We start from the raw sequence: 20,214 nt of genomic DNA, 5'->3' as shown, positions 1-20,214 counted from the left end.
AGTTTGATCGTTTAATTGACAAGTTTCTATTAGATTTTATAGTTAATCTATTTACTTGACTCTTTTAATTTTAATAATGCTTCTTTAGCTGCTTGTTGTTCTGCTTCTTTTTTAGATCTACCACTACCGATTCCTAATGTTTCACCATTTAATAATACTTTTGAAACAAATTCTCGGTTATGAGCTGGTCCTTTTTCTTGAAGTATTTTATACTCAATTGAACCTGTGGAATCTCTTTGTACAAACTCTTGTAATTGACTTTTAAAATCCATCACATGCGAAAAAGCACCATCGTTTATTTTTGGGAATATATGAAGAGATAAGAAGTTAATAACTGTTTGTAATCCTTGGTCCAAATATAATGATCCAATGAATGCTTCAAAAACATCCGCAAGTAGTGCTGGACGTGTTCGACCACCTGTCAATTCTTCTCCACGACCAAGTAATATATATTGACCAAAATCTAATTCATTCGCAAATTTCACAAGTGATGGTTCACAAACGATTGCGGCACGTAATTTTGTTAACTCGCCTTCACTCATTGTAATATATTTTTGAAATAAATATTGTGAAACGGTAAGCTCTAAAACAGCATCCCCTAAATATTCTAATCTCTCATTATCTTCATATGGTTTTTTACGATGCTCATTCACATAGGATGAATGTGTAAACGCTTGAATTAGCAAGCCCTCATTATTAAACATAATATTTATTTGTTTTTGGAATTTTACAAAATTCTCTTTTTCAACATCAGAAAGTTTATATTCTCTTACTCTTCTTGAATGCGGCATATTTACCTCCAACTAAAAAGCAGTTTGATATGCTGCTAAACCTACTAGTCAAGAAAATGATGAGAAGTCCCGTATAAAATACGGGACTTTTCTCATTACATGTTGCTCTCTATGTAGTTCACAACATCACCAACTGTGACGATTTTTTCAGCATCTTCGTCAGAAATTTCTAATTCAAACTCATCTTCTAATTGCATTACTAATTCAACTACGTCTAATGAGTCTGCGTCTAAATCTTCTTTGAAACGGCTTGTAATTTGGATCTCAGATTCTTCTACACCTAAACGGTCAACAATAATCTTTGATACGCGCTCTAATACATCTTGCATTATTATTCACCTCCCCCCAAAGATTGTCTACTTATGCATTATACATAAAAATGTGGCAAACGCCAAACTAATTCATAACAAGTCCACCATCAACATTGATTGTTTGTCCAGTAATGTATCTACTTGCATCCATTGCTAAGAATACTACTGCATTTGCAATATCTTCTGGTTGGCCAAAAGATTGCAATGGAATATTCGATAACATTTGTGTTCTGATTTGCTCATTTAATTCATTTGTCATATCAGTTTCAATAAAACCAGGAGCAATTGCATTAACTGTAATATTTCTAGAAGCTAATTCCTTTGCTGCTGTTTTTGTTAAACCTAATACGCCAGCTTTTGCAGCTACATAGTTCATTTGTCCTGGATTACCAATTTGTCCAACAACTGAACTAATATTAATGATGCGGCCATTACGTTGACGAGTCATAAACTTCGCTGCTGCTTTGATACAATTGAATACGCCTTTTAAGTTTATATCAATTACATCATCCCAATCAGCATCTTTCATACGTAATAAAAGACCGTCTCTTGTTATACCTGCGTTGTTTACTAGTATATCAATACTACCAAATTCATCAACAGTATTTTTTACTAATGCAGCAACTTCTTCACCATTTGATACATTTGCTTTATATGCAATCGCTTTAACTCCTAGTGCTGTAATTTCTTCTACAACTTTAAGAGCAGCCGCTTCATTCCCAGAATAATTAACAACTACATTCGCACCATTTTTTGCTAAAGTTAATGCGATTGCTCGTCCGATTCCACGTGATCCACCTGTAACTAATGCAACTTTACCATTTAGCATAATTTTATTTCCTCCCATTCATTTAAAAATTGGTTTAATGTTTCAACATCGTAAACATTCACTAATTTTGATGATGGAGAGATTGCTTTTACTAATCCAGTTAAAACTTTTCCAGGACCAATTTCAACGAATGTATCAACACCAAGGTCAACTAATTCTTGAATAGATTGATTCCATTTTACCGGAGAATATAATTGATTAACTAATAATTCCTTAATTTCATTTGCATCAGTCACTACTTTAGCAGTAACATTTGAAATTAAAGGCGTTACACAATCATTTACATTTATTTTACCAAGCTCGTTTTGGAATTCTTCGCTTGCAGGTTTCATTAAAGATGAGTGGAATGGACCACTTACTTTTAAAGGTAATACACGTTTAGCTCCAGCTTCTTTTAGTAAACCAGAAGCAATTTGTACGCCTTCTGCATCTCCAGTAATAACTACTTGTGTAGGGGAATTATAATTTGCAATACCGACAGAATGGCCATTTTTATTCACTTCAGAAATAACTTCTTCAATTTTTTCTGGAGCTAAAAATAATACAGCTGCCATAGCACCTTGTCCTACTGGTACAGCTTGCTCCATTAATTGACCACGTTTATGTACTAATCTAACACCGTCTTCAAATGAAATGCTATTTGCCGCTACAAGCGCTGTAAACTCACCTAAACTATGACCAGCGACAAAGTCTGGTTTAATTCCAGCTGATTTAATCTTCTCAAGCATAGCAATTGAAGTTGTTAAGATTGCTGGCTGTGCATGATATGTTGCTGTTAACTCTTCATCAGTTCCATTGAAAATAATGTCAGAAAGACTAAATCCAATTTGTTCGTTAGCAGTTTCAAAAATTGATCCACATTCATTATAGCTCTCAGCTACATCTTTACCCATTCCAACTTTTTGTGATCCTTGTCCAGGAAAAATAAACGCCACTTTACCCATTGGAGTGACCCCCTTATGCATTTGATTCGATTTTCTCCATGTGATCACTTACTAGTTTTACAACATTATGTTCAACCATCGTTTGCGTTTGCTTAATTGCACTAAAAATCCCCATAGCATCAGAACTTCCATGAGCCTTAATAACAGGTGATTTTAAGCCAAATAACGCTGCTCCACCATACTCAGAGTAATCCATTTTCTTTTTAACGCCTTTTAAGTTTGGTTTTAATACAGCTGCTGCAAGCTTCGATGTGAAATTAGTAAGCATCGCATCTTTAATTAATGAAAACATTGCAAGTGCAGTACCTTCAATCGCTTTTAAAGCTACATTTCCAGTATACCCGTCTGTAACCACTACATCTGCTACTGAGTTCATTAAGTCTCTAGCTTCAACATTTCCTATAAAATTCAAATTACTTTCTTTTAGTAATTGGAAAGTTTGTTTAGCAAGTTCATTACCTTTTTTATCTTCCGTACCGACATTTAGTAATCCTACAGTCGGATTATGTATACCTCTTACTTTTTGGGCATATACAGATCCCATTATCGCATATTGAAGTAAATGATTTGCTTTTGCATCAACATTAGCTCCAACATCGAGGAAAACAAAGCCTTTTCCATCTAATGTAGGCATTGTAGGTGAAAGTGCAGGTCGTTCTACACCTTCCATTCGGCCAACAACTAATAGTCCAGCTGTCATTAATGCGCCAGTATTTCCAGCAGAAATACATGCATCAGCATTACCTTCTTTTACTTGGTTTGCCATTAAGACCATAGAAGCATTCTTCTTTCTTCTAACTGCTCTAACTGGCTCTTCCGTTCCTTCAATTACTTCATCTGTATGGATAATCGTTATATTTTTATCATTCGTTAAGAATGGTTTAATTTTTGATTCATCACCAATTAAAGTAATATGTATATCATTCAATTTTTCAACTGCAAGCATCGCACCTTCGACGATGGCTTTTGGGGCATGATCTCCACCCATTGCATCGATAGCTAATTTCATCTTGTTCACTTCCTATTCTTCAATACTTCGGTGGTACATTTCGAATAAGCCATGGAATACATGTTCTTTTTCAACATAGCCATTGATATCAACTGTAGTACGCCTCGGATCTCCTTTTTGCGGTAAAACCTTTGCCTTCGCAATTACTCGGTCATTTGTTTTTACTGGTTTAATAAAAACAAAATTGGATTTAGCTGTAAGAGCTAAATCATCATGAATAACTGCAACTGCTAAAGAATTAGCCTGGGCAAATAAGTGATGACCTCGGGCAATTCCATTTCTACTAAAAGTATGCTCTTCCTTAACGTCAAATATAGAAATGGCACTTTCGTTTAAATGAATATCAATAACTTCACCGATTATTTCATCTACTGGTAGTGATTTTACATCTTCTAATTGCTGAGTGGCAACATTTTTGATGCGCTCCCTTAACTCAGGAATTGATAATTCAAGACGATCAAGACGAATAGTTTGTATGCTCACAGATAATTGATTAGCTAAATCTTCATCTGTAATAAACGGATTTTCTTTTATAATTTTTTTTAACAATTCATGACGATCTTTTTTATTTCTTCTCATATTACATACCTCAACTACTAATTTGTGACCAGGTATTAAATACAGTTTATATTAAAAATACACGTATTACAATAGTTTTTTGACAAACTTTTAATACCTAGTACTAATCTAATTTTTCTGAATTAAATATTCCCGTTCGGTCTAAGTACATTCTTAATTCTTGATATTCATTAGCTTTCCAAAATACATCTGAATTAACAAGAAATGTTGCATCATTTCGCGCAACTTCTAATGCACGATAGTCATGTACCATATCAGCCATTTTAAATTCGGGCAGACCACTTTGTTGTTTTCCAAAGAAATCTCCTGGTCCTCTAAGTTCTAAATCCTTTTCACTTAACTCAAAACCATCGTTTGTTTCTGTCATGATTGTTAGTCTTTCTTTTCCTACTTCACTTTTTGGATCGCCAACTAAAATACAATACGATTGTTCGGAACCTCGTCCAACTCGTCCTCTTAGCTGATGTAATTGTGAAAGTCCAAAGCGATCTGCATCATAAATAACCATCACAGTTGCATTAGGTACATTTACACCTACTTCTACAACTGTCGTTGAAACTAGTATTTGAACATCATTAGCTGCAAATGCCTTCATCACGTCATCTTTCTCTGTTGATGAGAGCTTTCCATGCATCAATCCAACCTTCGCCATATTTTGATAATGAAAAGTTAGAACACTATGTAAATCTAATGCATTCTGAAGGTCTAATTTCTCTGACTCCTCAATAAGTGGACAGATTAGATATGCTTGTCGTCCATTTTTGATTTCTTTACTAATAAAATCTAAAACACGATCAAACATTTCTTGTTTAACCCAATACGTTTCTATTTTTTTACGACCAGCCGGATATTCATCAATGATTGATACATCCATTTCACCAAAAGCTGTTATTGCTAAAGTTCTTGGGATTGGAGTTGCTGTCATAAATAAAACGTCTGGGAAATAGCCTTTTTCTCTTAAAACTCTTCGTTGACCAACACCAAATCGATGTTGTTCATCCGTTATGACAATGCCTAATTTATTAAATTGAACCTCATCTTGAATTAAAGCATGGGTACCGACTAAAATATGTACCTCACCGTTTTTAAGTCGTTCTAGGATTTCACGACGCTTTTTACCTTTTACAGAACTTGTAAGAAGTTCAACATTAACTTCAGTATGTTGTAACATTTTTGCTAATGATTCAAAATGTTGCTCAGCTAAAATTTCTGTAGGCACCATTAATGCACCTTGATAACCATTAAGTGTACATGCATACAATGCAATGGTAGCGACAACGGTTTTTCCCGATCCAACGTCACCTTGTAATAAGCGATTCATTCGATAAGGACTTTCTAAATCTGTGAATATTTCTTGTACAACTCTATTTTGAGCCGATGTCAGAGGAAATGGTAAGGATTGGATTAGTTGTTGAATTTTTTCAATGTTTAAAGTTTTTGGGATACCTTTTGATTGATTACGCTGAATTTTTCGAAGTGCTTGCATTTTTAGTTGAAAAAGAAAAAACTCTTCATAAACAAAGCTTCTTCTAGCTTGTTTTAAACTATTCGCATCAATTGGGTGGTGAAGTAATCTCATTGTTTCTGAACGATTTAAAAGTTTATATTTTAGAATTAGTTCGTTTGGCACTAAGTCATTTATTAAATGTCCATATTTTTTAAAAGACTGCTCAACAAACTTACGCATTGTTTTTACAGACATTTTCCCCTTAATTGAATAGACAGGCTCAATTTCGTGACTATTCGTACGAGAACCAAATACAAGGTCTGATAAGGAAATGGTTTGTTTATGTTGATCCCACTTACCTGAAACAGTTACATGCTCATTTAAATTTAACTTTGTTTTAAAATACGGTCGATTAAAACAAATTACAGTAATTAAGTATCGATCAACTAAAAGTCGAAATGTTAGTCGTGATTTATTTTTGCCAAAATATTGAAGAAGAGGAGCGCTATGAACAATCCCCTCGACAGTCACGCGCTCTTCATGCTTCACTTCTGATAAATCCTTATTTCGAAAATCCTCATATCGATACGGTAAATATTCGATTAAGTCATTTATAGTAAAAATACCCATATCATTTAATTGTGTTTCAGTTTCCTCGCCGACACCACTTAATACAGATACTTTTTGTTCAAGTTCAATACTCACTATTTTTTTAGCGAAACACCAAATATTTTTGCTTCCAATTCACGTCCTGTTGGCGTTGCCGCTAGTCCTCCTTCTGCAGTTTCTCTTAGCGCAGATGGCATTGTTTGTCCAATTCGATACATAGCATCAATTACTTCGTCACATGGAATTCGACTTGTAATACCTGCTAATGCCATATCTGCTGCTACCATTGCGTTAGCAGCACCCATTGCATTTCGCTTAACGCATGGTACTTCTACTAAGCCTGCAACCGGGTCACATACTAAACCAAGCATATTTTTTAATGTAATAGCAAATGCTTCAGCACTTTGACTTGGAGTGCCACCAGCCATTTCAACGATCGCAGCTGCTGCCATACCACTTGCAGAGCCTACTTCCGCTTGACAGCCACCTGCAGCACCTGAAATTGACGCATTATTAGCTACAACAAAACCGAAAGCACCTGATGCAAATAGGAATTCAATCATTTGCATTCGAGTAGGATTTAATTTCTCTTTTACAGCAAAAAGAGTTCCAGGAACTACCCCAGCAGAACCAGCTGTAGGAGTTGCACAAATCGTACCCATTGCAGCATTAACTTCATTTGTAGCAACCGCTTTACTAACAGCATCTAAAAGTAAATGACCTGAAAGAAAATTACCTTTTGCAATGTAATTTTGTAGTAATACAGCGTCTCCTCCAGTTAAACCTGTTGGCGAGTGAACACCTGCAAGACCTCTTTCAACTGCCTTTTCCATAACAACAAGATTTTGCTCCATTTTACCGATAATCTCTTCACGACTTCTTCCTGTAAACAACATCTCTTGTTGAATCATTATTTCTGAAATTTTAACATTTTTTGATTCAGCTAATTCAACTAATTCAGCAACATTTTTAAACATTTGAGTTCCCCCTCTCCTTAATCAACCATTTTCGTAACGCGAATGATATGTGGTAAAGATTCAATTTCTTTAATTACTTTATTATCTAGATCTTGGTCGACCTCAATTGCCATCAAAGCAATTTGTCCGACTTCTTTACGTGAAACTTCCATATGGCCAATATTTACCGCATATTTCATTAGGACATTTGTTACACCAGCAATTGAACCAAAACGGTCATTATGAACAACAAGGATCGCAGGGTAATTACCCGAAAGTTTAAGTTCAAATCCATTCAATTCAATAATTTCAATTTTTCCACCACCGATTGAAATTCCAACTAATTCAAATGGTTGGTCATCATCGAGAATAGAAATTTTCACTGTATTTGGATGCTCCGTTACTGCATCTTCTTCAACGAAATCAATTGACATCCCTTTTTCTTGTGCAATATTTAATGATTCTGGAATACGCTCGTCAAATGTATCAAAATCCAATAATCCACCGATAAGCGCAACATCTGTACCATGTCCACGATATGTTTTAGCAAATGAACCATATAATGAAATCAAAATCTTTTTTGGTTCTTTTCCATAAAGATTTCTTGCTACACGACCAATTTTAGCCGCTCCCGCTGTATGTGAACTAGAAGGGCCAATCATAATTGGACCAATTATGTCAAAAACACTTTTATATTTCATCACGTTTCCCCCAATACGTTATTGTAAAAGCGTATTTTATTTAGTTTTTGTTTTGTAAGAACAAATCATTTATATAAAAAGTTGGTATTATGGACAACAATGTCCACTTTATAGTGTAATACGAAATTCTACAGAGTTCTACGTTATTTTACATTAGTCTTTAAATAAATTACAAAAAAAAAGAAGAAGTGGATCACACTTCCTCTTTTATCTTGCTATATTTTATCTTATTCAATCGAAAAAATATATGAATATAAAGGCTGGTTTCCGTTATGAACTTCAACTTCTAAGTGATCAAAGCTCTCTTCGGCAAATTCAACTAATTTTGAAATTTCTTCATCTGAAACATCTTGACCATATAAGATGGTTAAGATTTCAGAATCTTCATCAATCATATCTTGTAATAATTTTTTTGCGGCCTCTAATTGATTTACATCTGTTGTAACAATTTTACTTTCAAGGATTCCCATGAAATGATCTTTTGTTATTTCTACACCATCAATTTCAGTATCTCGAACCGCATAAGTTATTTGACCTGTTTTAACTGTCTTTAATGCATCTTGCATTCCTGATTTATTTTCATCTAATGATGCCGTAGGATTAAATGATAATAAAGCTGACATACCTTGAGGTACAGTTTTAGACGTTACCACTGCTACATTACATTCTGCAACAGATGCAGCTTGCTCGGCAGCCATCACGATATTTCCGTTGTTAGGAAGTACAATAACATTTTCTGCGTTGCATTGTTCAATCGCTTTTACAATGTCTTCTGTACTAGGATTCATTGTTTGGCCACCTTCAATTACAACAGTTGCCCCAATACTTTCAAATAATGCTTTAATCCCTGATCCCATAGCTACCGTAACGATACCAAATTCTTGTTTTTCAGTAGATTGTGTAGACTCATTTTTAGAAGGAGATTCATTTGAAACCTCTTCATGTAGTAAGTTAGTATGTTGTTCGCGCATATTTTCAGCTTTTAGTTTTAAAAAGCTTCCAAATCGTTGACCTAAATTAAATACTTCCCCAGGGTACTCAGCGTGAATATGAACTTTTACAATTTCATCATCAGCAACTACTAATAAAGAATCACCCCATGCACTTAGCTCTTTACGGAATGTGTCTATGTCAAAAGGATGTTTATTTAATTTATCTTTTTCAAATCGCACCATAAATTCAGTACAGTATCCGTAAACAATGTCTTCAGTATTTAACATACTTTGTACATTTCGATGTTCTGCTTCAACAAGTTCCTCTAGAGAAAGAGTCGCCTCAGCACCTTCTAGAGAAATTTCTTCACCTTTTAATGATGCTAAGAAACCTTCATAGACAAGTACTAAACCTTGACCACCGCTATCGACTACACCTACTTGTTTTAACACTGGCAGTAAGTCTGGGGTACGGTTTAAAGATGCATGTGCTTCAATAATTGTATCCTCAAGAAAAGGAATAAATTCTTCATGTGTTTTTGCTATGACAACTGCTTTTTTTGCTGTTTCTCTTGCAACTGTTAAGATTGTTCCTTCAATAGGCTTCATAACAGCTTTATAAGCAGTTTCTACCCCCGCTTCTAATGCTAAAGCAAAATCAGTTGTTGAAATTGTATCCTTTGTTTCAATAGATTTAGAAAAACCTCTAAATAATTGAGAAAGAATTACACCAGAATTTCCACGCGCCCCCATCAATAAGCCCTTTGCAAAGCTTTGACCAACTTTCCCTACATGACTATTTGGTTTTTCTTTTACTTCCTTTGCTCCAGAAGTAATCGAAAGATTCATATTTGTTCCAGTATCACCATCTGGTACTGGGAATACATTTAATGAATCTACAAATTTTACATTTTTCGTTAAGTTATTTGCACCTTGAATCACCATATCTGCAAATAATTTACCGTCAATACGTTTTATCGACACAAATTCTCCTCCTTAATGCGTCTTTACAGGTTAGCTACTTTCACACCTTGAACAAAAATATTAACAGAGTCAACTGACAAGCCTAATGTTTGATCAAGAGTATACTTCACTTTATTTTGTACGTTATTAGCAACTTCAGAAATCTTCGTACCATAGCTTACAATTATGTACATATCGATATTAACGTCCTCACCTACTTGGCGAACAATAACACCTTTTGTAAAGTTATCTTTTTTTAGGATTTCTGTAAGACCATCCTTAATTTGTTTCTTAGAAGCCATTCCAACAATACCGTAACAATCAATGGCAGCTCCACCAGCAATTGTAGCGATCACATCTGTACCAATCTCGATTGTTCCATATTGAGTTTTCATTTCTAATGACATAATTTGGTCCCCCTTATTGGATAATCCAAGTATAGTTAGTTATACTACTTACTTATTATTGTATACCTTTTTCCAAAATAATTCTATTGACTCACTACTATTATTAGCATTTCAATAATATTCATGGTTAATTATAGAAAATACAATTATTGATGAATTTCTTTTTAATAAGTCTAAGGTCCCTCTTTAATATTTAGTATATCATACATTTCGATGTCAAGGTTTTTTTCTTGAACAACTTACCAATAACTGTTGCATTAAGCAGAGCGGTATGATAAATTATAGTAGTGTTTGAATGAAAATAATCATTGAAATGTTATTCCGTTTTTTGTTAGGAGGGAAATAGATGGCTCGTGTTTGTGTAATCACAGGAAGAAAGTCTCGTTCTGGTAACAGTCGCTCTCACGCTATGAATGCTTCAAAACGTACTTGGGGTGCTAACCTTCAAAAAGTTCGTATTTTAGTAAACGGTAAACCAAAGCGTGTTTACGTTTCAGCGAGAGCATTAAAATCAGGTAAAATTGAGCGCGTTTAATTTATTAACGTACTAAAAAGCATAGCGATTCGCTATGCTTTTTTACTTTTTTTATGTTTCCTGTTGCCTTTAACCAAAAAACCCTACTTCAACTAAAGCTAAGCGTCTTTTTTAAATGTACTCAGCATGGCACGAACAAGTCCGCCAAGAAATCTAGGTAATTTAATCGTATAAAATCTCATGCTTTCCCTCCTACAAGCTTTCTAGCATTTTTAAGGAAAAGATTAATCCTATTACATTCTACTTGCGATGAGCGAAAACTATGACATGAAATTGTTAATCTTTGCTCCTTACTACTAATGCTATGCCTTCGCTAAATGAAATAGACCCTTCACTCTCTAGCAGTTCATTGCTTACACATAGTGATGATCCAATCTCCAATAAATGATTAGTTAGTGGGTATTTAAAGCCCTTTAAAGTTAAATTTTCTACTTTAGCACCTAATGAAAAAAAGGATACGTATTTAAAATGCTCCAGTTTAGTAATAAAATGGGTACCTTCCTGAATGACATATATTTCGTTATATTCATCAACGATTTTTATTGGAACACCAGAATTCATAAATTTTATTAATAATGACATACTGCCAAATTCATGATCTAAACGTTTTCCGGTTACACAATGGATAAAAATCTTTTCTGGTTTTTGTTTAATTGCCCATTGAACAGCAAGTTCTAAATCTGTTTCATCTTTTTCAGGGGGGTAAATAAAAACATTTGGGACAAGCCTTTTTATCTTTTCTAAATTTTCATCGCTTAAAGAATCAAAATCACCAAATATTGCCTCTGGGATTAATCCTTCTTCAATTAAGTAATGCGCTCCATTATCTACCCCAATCAGTAACTGGTTTTCGTCTTTCTGAGTAATTTCAGTAATTGTATTCGATTTCGGTCCTGCACCTACAATATGTATAATCAACTTATTTTCCACCTTTAAAAAAAATGCAATCGAATGTCGATTGCATTTTTTGTTTCATAATTAGATTTTCCATGCAATTTTAGATGATTACATTATCCTCTAATTTTCGCTATAGCTTCTTTTCTATCTTCCTTATTATAAACTGCTGAACCGGCTACTAATACGGTAGCACCTGCTTCTATACAAATTTTAGCTGTATGCTCGTCAACGCCACCGTCTATTTCGATTTCAACTGATAAATTGCGTTCTTTAATCAAATTAGCAACTTGTTTAATTTTAGGAACAACTGATTGAATAAATTTCTGTCCTCCAAAGCCTGGATTTACTGTCATTAAAAGGACCATGTCGACATCATCAATAATCTGTTCAATTGTTGAAACTGGCGTCGCTGGATTAAGAACTACACCTGCTTTAATACCAAATGATTTAATTGTTTGGATCGTGCGGTGCAAATGTGTACAAGCTTCAACATGAACCGTAATAATGTCCGCTCCAGCTTTTACAAATTGTTCTATGTATTGATCAGGTTTTTCAATCATTAAATGTACATCTAGTGGAAGCTTCGTCACTGGTCTAATTGCTTCTACAATTAGTGGTCCAATTGTAATATTTGGTACAAAATGACCATCCATTACATCGACGTGAATATAATCTGCTCCTCCACGCTCTACATCTAAAATTTCTTCTCCAAGTTTAGCAAAATTCGCTGAAAGGATTGATGGTGCAATTTTAACCATGATTAATACCTCGGCTTTCTATCTCTTATTTCTTCTATGAATGATACATAATGATCATATCGTTTAGGAGAAATTTCCCCACTTTCAACCGCAGCTTTTACAGCACATTTTGGTTCTTTTAAGTGGGTACAACCTCTAAATTTACATTCTTGACTTTTTTCTCGCATTTCTACAAAACAAAACGATAAATCTTCGGATTCGATTCCCATAAATTCCAATGAACTAAAACCAGGAGTATCTGCCACTAGCCCTTGTCCAATTTTTATTAATTCAACATGTCTAGTTGTATGTTTTCCTCGACCTAAATGAGAGGAAATAATTCCCGTTTTTAAATCTAGCTCTGGATTAATCGCATTTAGTAAAGTTGACTTACCAACGCCAGATTGTCCTGCAAACACAGATATTTTATTTGACATATGTGGAAGTACTTTTTCTAATCCTTCCTCAGTTTTTGAAGAAGTTAAACATACTTCATATCCAATTTGGCGATAATAAGAAACGTATTCGTACACTAGTTTTAATTGTGCTTCTGAACACAAATCAATCTTTGTAATGACAATTAAAGGTTTAATTTCATTAAACTCTATTAAAACAAGGAATCGATCTAATAATATTGGAGAAAAATCGGGCTCTACAGCTGAAAAAACTAAAATTGCTTGATCAACATTTGCAATTGGAGGTCGAACAAGTTCATTCTTTCGCTCCTTAATTTCAAGTAGATAACCTTCTCCACTTTTTTCGATATGATATTCTACCTCATCTCCAACTAAAGGTGTTATTTTCTTATTACGAAAATTACCTCTACCACGACAAGCAACTACTGTCTCATCTGTTTCGACATAATAGAATCCACTCAATGCTTTTATGATTTTGCCTTCTGGCATATACTCACTCCTACAGCTCTTTAATTCGATGGATAAGGTACATCTCTTTCTGCAATAACTTGACCATCTTTAACAATTTTATAGGAAGCAGTTTGTCCAGGATCAATTGTCACTTCTACTGGTATAGTAGTTGTTTCGGTGATCGATTTTGAAATTGCAGGTTTTTCACCATTATTATTTTTATCCCTAATATATACCTCTATTAGCTGAGGTGAACTAGGATTTGTTGGGGTATATGGTACTTGTAGATTGATTGTTACTTTTTTTGTCTTTTCTTTTTGTTTTCCAGACGAAATAACAACATTTAATGTATCCCCTTCTTTTACTGCAACGTTAGCGGATGGAGATTGTGAAATAACATGATTTTCAGCAACTGTTCCAGAATCTTCCTTCGTTACGTTAAGCTTTAGGTTATTGTCACCTGCATAGGTTTCAACATCTTTTCTAGACCATCCTTTTAGGTCACGAAGAGTGATCGTAGATGCCCCTTTACTAATCCATACATTTAAATCCGTTTCTGATGGAACAACTTCAGCCCCAACGTTCGGAGATTGGTCGATTATTTCACCTTCTGATTCATCATTTTCGATAAAATGCGTCGTAACAGAGCGATAATCGTCTTGTAATCGAGATTTTATCGTGTTGTATTTGAAGCCTTTTAAGTCTTCCATCTCGTTACTTTTTTTACCTTTTGATTTATAGATCGTTATCGATGAATTTTCTTTAACAGTTTCCCCAATATTAGGAGAAGTTTTAACTACTTTCCCTACATCAACTTCATCATCAAAGATTTCTTTAGGATCGCTTATCTTTAACCCTTTTGATGCAAGCAACGTAACCGCACTTTCGTATGTCATATCCTTAACATCTGGAATTTCTACATCTTCAGGTAAAAATAATGCAGGAATCAATGTTATTGCTAATAAACCACCAATTAAAAGTGCAATAAATGTACCTATAATAAACTTTGCAAAAGAATTTTTCTTCTTCCGTTTTAATTTATCAGGTTCATTTTTGACAGCTTCTTTTTTGACAGGTTCTTTTTTGATTGGTTCTTTTTCTTTAGTTGATTTTTTCTTTGATGGTACGACAACAGTATCATCATTAGTTGATACAGGAATATCCTTTATGATCGGAATTACCTTCGTTTCATCATCATTTGTAGGGATCACAAAAGGTTTTTCATTCAAACGATCACTATCCAAAGCAGTTTGTAAATCTAGCTTCATCTCATCTGCTGTATCATATCGATAAAAGATATCTTTGGCAGTAGCTTTTAAAACGATATTTTCAACGCTTTGTGGTATTTCTGGATTAAATTTTGTTGGTGGCGGAACTTCACTTTGTAAATGTTTTAATGCGATTGCAACTGCACTCTCACCCGAAAATGGTAGTTTTCCAGTTAAAAGCTCAAACATTACAATTCCTAAAGAATAAATATCTGACTTTTTATTCGCAACGCCACCTCTTGCTTGTTCAGGTGAAAGATAGTGAACAGAACCAAGTACTGAATTTGTTTGTGTAATTGTTGCAGCTGTCGAAGCTGTTGCAATTCCAAAATCAGTAATTTTTACATTTCCTTCTTTATTGATTAAAACATTTTGCGGTTTTACATCTCTATGAACGATTTGAAAATGATGCGCATGAGCTAATGCTGAGGCTAATTGCTCCATAATCCTCAATACTTCTTTTGGCTTTATAGGTGTATGATGCTGAATATACTCCTTTAAAGTCTCACCTTCAACGTATTCCATGACGATATACTGTAATCCATCTTCTTCCCCAACGTCATATGAGCTTACGATATTTGGATGAGAAAGCGAAGTAACTGAATATGCTTCACGTTGAAATCTTCTTAAGAAGTCAGGGTCATTTGAAAAATCAGCTTTTAACATTTTTACAGCTACATCTCGATCTAATATCATATCACGGGCTAAATAAACGTTTGCCATACCGCCAACACCAATTAATTTTAAAATCTTATATCGGTCGTTTAGGCGTCTACCAATCATCACGCTCATCATCACCCTTTCTCTATATTTCTAGGCTCAAACTTAATAATGGCAAGCGTGATGTTATCTTCTCCACCAAGATCATTTGCGATTGAGATCAACTGGTTACCAAGAATATCGATTGGTAGATTTTCATTTAATTTTTCATTAAAAAGTTCATTTGATATTTTATTCGATAAACCATCTGAACATAAAATGATTAAATCATCTTCTTCCCAAGTTAAAGTTTTAATATCAACATCAACTGTTTCCTCGGTACCAAGTGCTCGCGTTATAACATTTTTACGAGGATGAATTTCTGCATCCTCCATAGAAATTTGCCCAAATTTAACAAGTTCAGCGACAAAAGTATGATCTTCTGTTATTTGCTTGAACCCTTCATCATTTCTCAAATAACTTCTACTATCACCTATATGAGCAATCGTAAAAAATAAAGGAGTACAAATAATCGCTTCAAGGGTTGTCCCCATACCCTTGCACTCTTCATTTTGCTCTGAATGAACTAATAAGTTTGTATTTAATTGCGCTACAATATTTTTTAGCCATGATTCGGCTTCTACCGGTGTTTCAAAATTACTTGTATTTTTCCACTCTGCTTCAAGGAAATTGATCGCCATCATACTTGCAACCTCACCCGCTAAATGGCCACCCATACCGTCAGCAACTACAGCTAATACGATTCCTGAATCGTTCGTAAATATACCTACGCTATCTTCATTATGCTCTCGAACTTTCCCCGTATCAGTTTGAAAAAAAGTTTGCATTGTTTCACCTCGTCTCCTCTTTACGCTCCTTTGCACGCAACTGTCCACAAGCTGCATCTATATCATGACCTTGTTCACGACGAATTGTAACATTAACTCCATTATTTTTAAGTACTTTTTCAAATGCAAAAATTTGTTCCTTAGGTGTTCTTACGTAATCTCTTTCAGGTACATAGTTAACTGGAATTAAATTAACATGACATTTAACTCCTTTAAGTAACTTAGAAAGTTCTTCAGCATGCTCAACTTGGTCATTTTCACCACCGAATAAACCATATTCAAACGTTACACGTCTACCTGTTTTTTCAACATAGTAACGAACAGCGTCCATTAAATCCGGTAATTTGTATGCACGATTAATTGGCATTAATTTAGAACGTAACTCACTGTTAGGAGCATGTAATGAAATCGCAAAATTAATTTGAAGTCCCTCATCAGCAAAGTTATAGATTTTTGGAATGATTCCACTTGTTGATACTGTAATATGTCTTGCACCAATGTTAAGACCTTTTTCAGAATTAACAATTCTTAAGAAATCCATTAAACCATTATAGTTATCAAATGGTTCGCCTATACCCATAACTACAATTGAGCTAACTCTTTCTTCAACTTCATCAATAGCACGTTGTACTTCTAATACTTGTGCAACGATTTCACCTGCTTCAAGATTTCGTTTTAAACCGCCAAGAGTCGATGCACAAAAAGTACATCCAATTCGACAACCTACTTGTGTCGTTACACATACAGAATTGCCATAATTATGTCTCATTAAAACAGTTTCAATCGAATATCCATCATGTAATTCAAATAAAAATTTCATCGTACCATCTGAAGAGGTTTGTTTAACTAATGTTTTTAATGTCGTTATTGTAAAATTCTCTTCAAGTAACATACGTAGCTCTTTTGGAATATTTTGCATTTCTTCGAAGCTTTCAACTCGTTGTACGTATAGCCAATTATAAATTTGCTTTGCACGGAAAGCCTGCTGCTTTTGCGCCTTTAACCAATCCTCTATATCACTCACTTTTAACGAGTAAATTGAGGGTTTATGCGTTTTTTCTATTTTGACTGAATTTGTAGTATTTTCTAATTTCAACGTTACACCTTCTTCCTTAATCTTGCAATAAAAAATCCATCCGTTCCAAAATAATGTGGTAGTAGCTGTACATACCCTTTTTGAACCGATTTATTTTCATTTAATTTTTCCGGAACATGATCAATTAATGAATGATCTAATTCATAATCGTGATGCTCATCTAAAAAAGCTTCGACCACATCAATATTTTCTTCATGTCCAACTGTACAAGTGCTATATACTAAAGTTCCACCTGGCTTAACCAACTTTGAAGCTTCGTCTAAAATAGACTTCTGAACTCTTTGTAAATTCGTTACATCAGTAGGGCTCTTTTTTAATAAAATATCTGGTTTACGTCGAATAACCCCTAAACCAGAACAAGGTGCATCTACTAATACTTTGTCAAATAATCTTCCTTCAAACTCTTCTGGTGCTTTTCTTGCATCTAGAGCTTTCGTTTCTATATTATCTAACCCTAAACGATTAGCTTGTTCTTTTATCAACTTTACTTTATGCTTGTGTAAATCCAATGAAGTGACTGACCCAGTACCGCCTAACAACTCAGCAATATGTGTTGATTTACCTCCAGGTGCTGCACATGTGTCTAATATATCTTCACCCTTTTCAACTCCAAGTGCTTGTGCAACTAACATCGAGCTTTCATCTTGAATTGAAAGGAAACCTTCTTTAAATGCATTCGTATGAGCAACATTTCCTTTTTGGATTTCTATTGCAAATGGAGACAGTTTGCCTTCCTTAACCTGTACCCCTTCATCTTCAAGCATTTTAAGAACTTCTTCTCTAGTTGCTTTCATTGTATTGACTCTTGCAGTTTGAAACGGTGGAAGTATGTTCTCTTCACAAATTCTTCTTGTTTCTTCTTCTCCGAATTCTTTTACCCATTGTTCAATTAACCATTTTGGATGATTCGTTTGAATTGAAAGCTTTTCGATTGGGTCCTTTATTTCATCGATTGATCGTAAACCATTTCTTTGGATATTTCTTAAAACCCCATTTACTAAAGAAGCAATTCCTTTATGTCCTCGCTTTTTAGCAATATTAACAGCCTCATTTAAAACTGCATGAGGAGGTATACGATCTAAAAAATGCAATTGATATAATGAAAGTTTTATTAAAATATAAACCCATTCTTCTAATTTCTTCTGATTTTTAATGAATGGTTCTAAATAAAAATCTAATAATTGATCTCTTTGGATTGTTCCATAGATTATTTCTGTTAATAGTCCCGAATCAGCCGAAGATAAATCATTCTTTTGAATATAGTTATTTACTAACAAATTACTATACGATTGATTTTTATAAACTGAAAGAAGAGCCTCCAAGGCAATCTCTCGTACATTTTTACTCATGTTATTCTCCTAACTTCATTCCACGTTCAATAAAAGAACCTGCACCATTAATATATTGCTTTGCTTCCATACGCTTTTTACCAGCAGGCTGTATATCAGTAATTTTGATAGCAGTATGATTACCTGTTGCTACTAATATGCCATCGTTTAAAACATCAATTATTTCACCTGGTGTAGAATTTTGATTCGTATTTACTTTTTCACCCCACCAAACTTTTAAAACTTCTCCGTTTAATGTAGTATAAGCTACTGGCCAAGGGTGTAAACCTCTTACATGATTATAAATCTCTTCACCAGTTTTTGACCAATTTATTTGTTCTTCCTCACGCTTAATATTTTTTGCAAAGCTAACTTTACTTTCATCTTGCTTCACTGCAGTCATTTCACCTTTTAATAATGGTGGGATTGTTTCTGAAAGTAAATTCGCACCAGCAATACTTAATTTATCGTGAAGCGTTCCAACGTGATCTTTTTCTTCAATCGGAACAACGACTTTGGCTAACATATCACCTGCATCTAACTTTTCAACCATATACATAATTGTTACACCAGTTTCACTCTTGCCTTGAATGATCGAATAGTGAATTGGAGCTCCACCTCGTAATTCTGGCAACAATGAAGCATGTACATTTATACAACCAAATTTAGGAGCTTCAAGAATATCTGTCGGAAGAATTTGTCCAAAAGCTGCAGTTACGATTAAGTCTGGCTTCAATGCCAATACTTTTTCTGTTTCTTCTGGAAGTCTAATTTTTTCAGGTTGTAAAACTGGGATATTATGTTTTAAAGCTTCTACTTTAACAGGTGGTGGAGTTAGCACTCGTTTTCGACCAACAGGGCGATCTGGCTGAGTTACTACACCTACTACATCATATCCTTCTTCAATTAATCTTCTTAAAACAGGAACAGAAAAATCTGGCGTCCCCATAAAAACAATCTTTGTCATTTTTTTGCCTACCCTTCTAATTCACTTTCTTCATAGTATTTCGAGACTTTAGAAGTGAATAAAACTCCATTTAAATGATCAATTTCATGTAAAAGTGCACGAGCTAAAAATCCACGAGCTTCTATAATAAAATATTTTCCACGTTTATTTTGTGCTTTGATTTTTGCATAGCTAGGTCTTGTTACATCACCATATAAGTTAGGGAAACTTAAACAACCTTCAACATCAGTTTGCTCGCCCTTTGTTTCCATTACGATTGGATTAATTAAATCAATTCTTCCATTCTCATCTTCAACATCAACAACAGCTACTTGTTGCAGAATTCCAACTTGTGGAGCGGCTAAACCAACACCATCTGCTGCCAGCATTGTCTCATACATATTATTTAAAAGTTTTACTAAATTTTTATCAAATGTCGTCACTTTTTCACAAGGTGTTTCAAGAACGTCATTTGGATATTCTACTATTTTTAATAAAGCCAATTTCACAACTCCT

General features: G+C 34.3%; 22 protein-coding genes. 1 reads left to right on the top strand and 21 read right to left on the bottom strand.

Translation table 11 applies throughout. The features are described 5' to 3' along the window. Positions 1 to 47: 47 nt before the first annotated feature. From rnc to COJ46_RS14870, 11 genes are all read right to left on the bottom strand, one after another. Positions 48 to 791 carry a ribonuclease III gene (gene rnc, locus COJ46_RS14920; RefSeq protein WP_097975504.1) on the bottom strand — a complete coding sequence of 248 codons (744 nt, stop codon included), beginning with the start codon at positions 789 to 791 and terminating at the stop codon, positions 48 to 50. A 95-nt stretch (positions 792 to 886) separates the two neighbouring features. Next, positions 887 to 1,120, bottom strand: coding sequence for an acyl carrier protein (acpP, locus tag COJ46_RS14915; RefSeq protein ID WP_025568936.1), 234 nt, complete (start codon positions 1,118 to 1,120; stop codon positions 887 to 889). A 67-nt stretch (positions 1,121 to 1,187) separates the two neighbouring features. After that, complete coding sequence (gene fabG, locus COJ46_RS14910; RefSeq protein WP_097975506.1) at positions 1,188 to 1,931, bottom strand: 3-oxoacyl-[acyl-carrier-protein] reductase; 744 nt, start codon at positions 1,929 to 1,931, stop codon at positions 1,188 to 1,190. Continuing rightward, positions 1,925 to 2,875: an ACP S-malonyltransferase gene (fabD, locus tag COJ46_RS14905; protein ID WP_097975507.1), complete on the bottom strand. Its 951-nt coding sequence runs from the start codon at positions 2,873 to 2,875 to the stop codon at positions 1,925 to 1,927. The genes fabG and fabD overlap by 7 nt, the downstream gene beginning before the upstream one ends. 13 nt (positions 2,876 to 2,888) lie before the next feature. Beyond that, positions 2,889 to 3,884: a phosphate acyltransferase PlsX gene (gene plsX, locus COJ46_RS14900; protein WP_097975509.1), complete on the bottom strand. Its 996-nt coding sequence runs from the start codon at positions 3,882 to 3,884 to the stop codon at positions 2,889 to 2,891. A gap of 12 nt (positions 3,885 to 3,896) precedes the next feature. Beyond that, on the bottom strand, positions 3,897 to 4,463 hold the full coding sequence (fapR, locus tag COJ46_RS14895; protein ID WP_097975511.1) for a transcription factor FapR: 567 nt from the start codon (positions 4,461 to 4,463) through the stop codon (positions 3,897 to 3,899). Between the two features lie 103 nt (positions 4,464 to 4,566). After that, on the bottom strand, positions 4,567 to 6,615 hold the full coding sequence (gene recG / locus COJ46_RS14890; RefSeq protein ID WP_097975513.1) for an ATP-dependent DNA helicase RecG: 2,049 nt from the start codon (positions 6,613 to 6,615) through the stop codon (positions 4,567 to 4,569). Further along, positions 6,615 to 7,496, bottom strand: a complete 882-nt coding sequence (gene sdaAA / locus COJ46_RS14885; protein WP_025568942.1) for an L-serine ammonia-lyase, iron-sulfur-dependent, subunit alpha — start codon at positions 7,494 to 7,496, stop codon at positions 6,615 to 6,617. Before sdaAA ends, recG begins: the two co-directional genes overlap by 1 nt. Before the next feature lie 17 nt (positions 7,497 to 7,513). Further along, positions 7,514 to 8,176, bottom strand: a complete 663-nt coding sequence (gene sdaAB, locus COJ46_RS14880) for an L-serine ammonia-lyase, iron-sulfur-dependent subunit beta (RefSeq protein ID WP_097975515.1) — start codon at positions 8,174 to 8,176, stop codon at positions 7,514 to 7,516. A gap of 227 nt (positions 8,177 to 8,403) precedes the next feature. Continuing rightward, on the bottom strand, positions 8,404 to 10,092 hold the full coding sequence (locus tag COJ46_RS14875; RefSeq protein ID WP_097975516.1) for a DAK2 domain-containing protein: 1,689 nt from the start codon (positions 10,090 to 10,092) through the stop codon (positions 8,404 to 8,406). Between the two features lie 23 nt (positions 10,093 to 10,115). Next, positions 10,116 to 10,478 (bottom strand): Asp23/Gls24 family envelope stress response protein, encoded by a 363-nt coding sequence (locus tag COJ46_RS14870; RefSeq protein WP_088012978.1) that lies wholly within the window; start codon positions 10,476 to 10,478, stop codon positions 10,116 to 10,118. A 346-nt stretch (positions 10,479 to 10,824) separates the two neighbouring features. Between COJ46_RS14870 and rpmB the strand changes: the two genes are divergently transcribed. After that, on the top strand, positions 10,825 to 11,013 hold the full coding sequence (gene rpmB / locus COJ46_RS14865; protein ID WP_025568947.1) for a 50S ribosomal protein L28: 189 nt from the start codon (positions 10,825 to 10,827) through the stop codon (positions 11,011 to 11,013). Between the two features lie 98 nt (positions 11,014 to 11,111). On the opposite strand, the gene spoVM is transcribed toward rpmB, so the two are convergent. The 10 genes from spoVM to def all read right to left on the bottom strand — a co-directional run bounded on the left by spoVM (position 11,112) and on the right by def (position 20,201). Then, entirely contained in the window at positions 11,112 to 11,195 is an 84-nt protein-coding gene (spoVM, locus tag COJ46_RS14860; protein WP_049813551.1) for a stage V sporulation protein SpoVM, read from the bottom strand. Positions 11,196 to 11,289: 94 nt separating this feature from the next. Next, positions 11,290 to 11,931 (bottom strand): thiamine diphosphokinase, encoded by a 642-nt coding sequence (locus COJ46_RS14855; RefSeq protein ID WP_176522507.1) that lies wholly within the window; start codon positions 11,929 to 11,931, stop codon positions 11,290 to 11,292. Positions 11,932 to 12,023: 92 nt separating this feature from the next. After that, positions 12,024 to 12,668: a ribulose-phosphate 3-epimerase gene (rpe, locus tag COJ46_RS14850; RefSeq protein WP_025568808.1), complete on the bottom strand. Its 645-nt coding sequence runs from the start codon at positions 12,666 to 12,668 to the stop codon at positions 12,024 to 12,026. 2 nt (positions 12,669 to 12,670) lie between these two features. After that, the gene (gene rsgA / locus COJ46_RS14845; protein ID WP_097975520.1) at positions 12,671 to 13,552 is read right to left on the bottom strand and encodes a ribosome small subunit-dependent GTPase A; all 882 of its coding nucleotides are present in this window, start codon (positions 13,550 to 13,552) and stop codon (positions 12,671 to 12,673) included. A gap of 20 nt (positions 13,553 to 13,572) precedes the next feature. After that, positions 13,573 to 15,567, bottom strand: a complete 1,995-nt coding sequence (gene pknB, locus COJ46_RS14840; protein ID WP_097976158.1) for a Stk1 family PASTA domain-containing Ser/Thr kinase — start codon at positions 15,565 to 15,567, stop codon at positions 13,573 to 13,575. An 8-nt stretch (positions 15,568 to 15,575) separates the two neighbouring features. Next, the gene (locus COJ46_RS14835) at positions 15,576 to 16,328 is read right to left on the bottom strand and encodes a Stp1/IreP family PP2C-type Ser/Thr phosphatase (protein WP_097975522.1); all 753 of its coding nucleotides are present in this window, start codon (positions 16,326 to 16,328) and stop codon (positions 15,576 to 15,578) included. Between the two features lie 4 nt (positions 16,329 to 16,332). After that, a complete protein-coding gene (gene rlmN, locus COJ46_RS14830; protein WP_176522508.1) occupies positions 16,333 to 17,424 on the bottom strand; it encodes a dual-specificity RNA methyltransferase RlmN in 1,092 nt (363 codons plus the stop codon). 2 nt (positions 17,425 to 17,426) lie between these two features. Beyond that, on the bottom strand, positions 17,427 to 18,773 hold the full coding sequence (rsmB, locus tag COJ46_RS14825; RefSeq protein WP_097975524.1) for a 16S rRNA (cytosine(967)-C(5))-methyltransferase RsmB: 1,347 nt from the start codon (positions 18,771 to 18,773) through the stop codon (positions 17,427 to 17,429). A 1-nt stretch (position 18,774) separates the two neighbouring features. Next, on the bottom strand, positions 18,775 to 19,719 hold the full coding sequence (fmt, locus tag COJ46_RS14820) for a methionyl-tRNA formyltransferase (RefSeq protein WP_097975525.1): 945 nt from the start codon (positions 19,717 to 19,719) through the stop codon (positions 18,775 to 18,777). Positions 19,720 to 19,727: 8 nt separating this feature from the next. Then, entirely contained in the window at positions 19,728 to 20,201 is a 474-nt protein-coding gene (gene def, locus COJ46_RS14815; RefSeq protein ID WP_097975527.1) for a peptide deformylase, read from the bottom strand. Positions 20,202 to 20,214 lie beyond the last annotated feature (13 nt).

The organism is Bacillus sp. AFS077874 (assembly GCF_002566505.1).
Classification (GTDB): domain Bacteria; phylum Bacillota; class Bacilli; order Bacillales; family Bacillaceae_G; genus Gottfriedia.
Note: the sequence above shows the minus strand (reverse complement) of the source record. Positions and strands in the feature narration are given on the sequence as shown.

Coding starts and splice junctions, on each gene's coding strand:
- fabD (WP_097975507.1), bottom strand. CDS start 2,875: ATGGGTAAAGTGGCGTTTATTTTTCCTGGACAAGGATCACAAAAAGTT.
- COJ46_RS14835 (WP_097975522.1), bottom strand. CDS start 16,328: ATGCAAACTTTTTTTCAAACTGATACGGGGAAAGTTCGAGAGCATAAT.
- acpP (WP_025568936.1), bottom strand. CDS start 1,120: ATGCAAGATGTATTAGAGCGCGTATCAAAGATTATTGTTGACCGTTTA.
- fabG (WP_097975506.1), bottom strand. CDS start 1,931: ATGCTAAATGGTAAAGTTGCATTAGTTACAGGTGGATCACGTGGAATC.
- sdaAB (WP_097975515.1), bottom strand. CDS start 8,176: ATGAAATATAAAAGTGTTTTTGACATAATTGGTCCAATTATGATTGGC.
- rpe (WP_025568808.1), bottom strand. CDS start 12,668: ATGGTTAAAATTGCACCATCAATCCTTTCAGCGAATTTTGCTAAACTT.
- fmt (WP_097975525.1), bottom strand. CDS start 19,719: ATGACAAAGATTGTTTTTATGGGGACGCCAGATTTTTCTGTTCCTGTT.
- rnc (WP_097975504.1), bottom strand. CDS start 791: ATGCCGCATTCAAGAAGAGTAAGAGAATATAAACTTTCTGATGTTGAA.
- spoVM (WP_049813551.1), bottom strand. CDS start 11,195: ATGAGATTTTATACGATTAAATTACCTAGATTTCTTGGCGGACTTGTT.
- rsgA (WP_097975520.1), bottom strand. CDS start 13,552: ATGCCAGAAGGCAAAATCATAAAAGCATTGAGTGGATTCTATTATGTC.
- sdaAA (WP_025568942.1), bottom strand. CDS start 7,496: ATGTTTAAAAATGTTGCTGAATTAGTTGAATTAGCTGAATCAAAAAAT.
- plsX (WP_097975509.1), bottom strand. CDS start 3,884: ATGAAATTAGCTATCGATGCAATGGGTGGAGATCATGCCCCAAAAGCC.
- COJ46_RS14870 (WP_088012978.1), bottom strand. CDS start 10,478: ATGTCATTAGAAATGAAAACTCAATATGGAACAATCGAGATTGGTACA.
- rsmB (WP_097975524.1), bottom strand. CDS start 18,773: ATGAGTAAAAATGTACGAGAGATTGCCTTGGAGGCTCTTCTTTCAGTT.
- rpmB (WP_025568947.1), top strand. CDS start 10,825: ATGGCTCGTGTTTGTGTAATCACAGGAAGAAAGTCTCGTTCTGGTAAC.
- fapR (WP_097975511.1), bottom strand. CDS start 4,463: ATGAGAAGAAATAAAAAAGATCGTCATGAATTGTTAAAAAAAATTATA.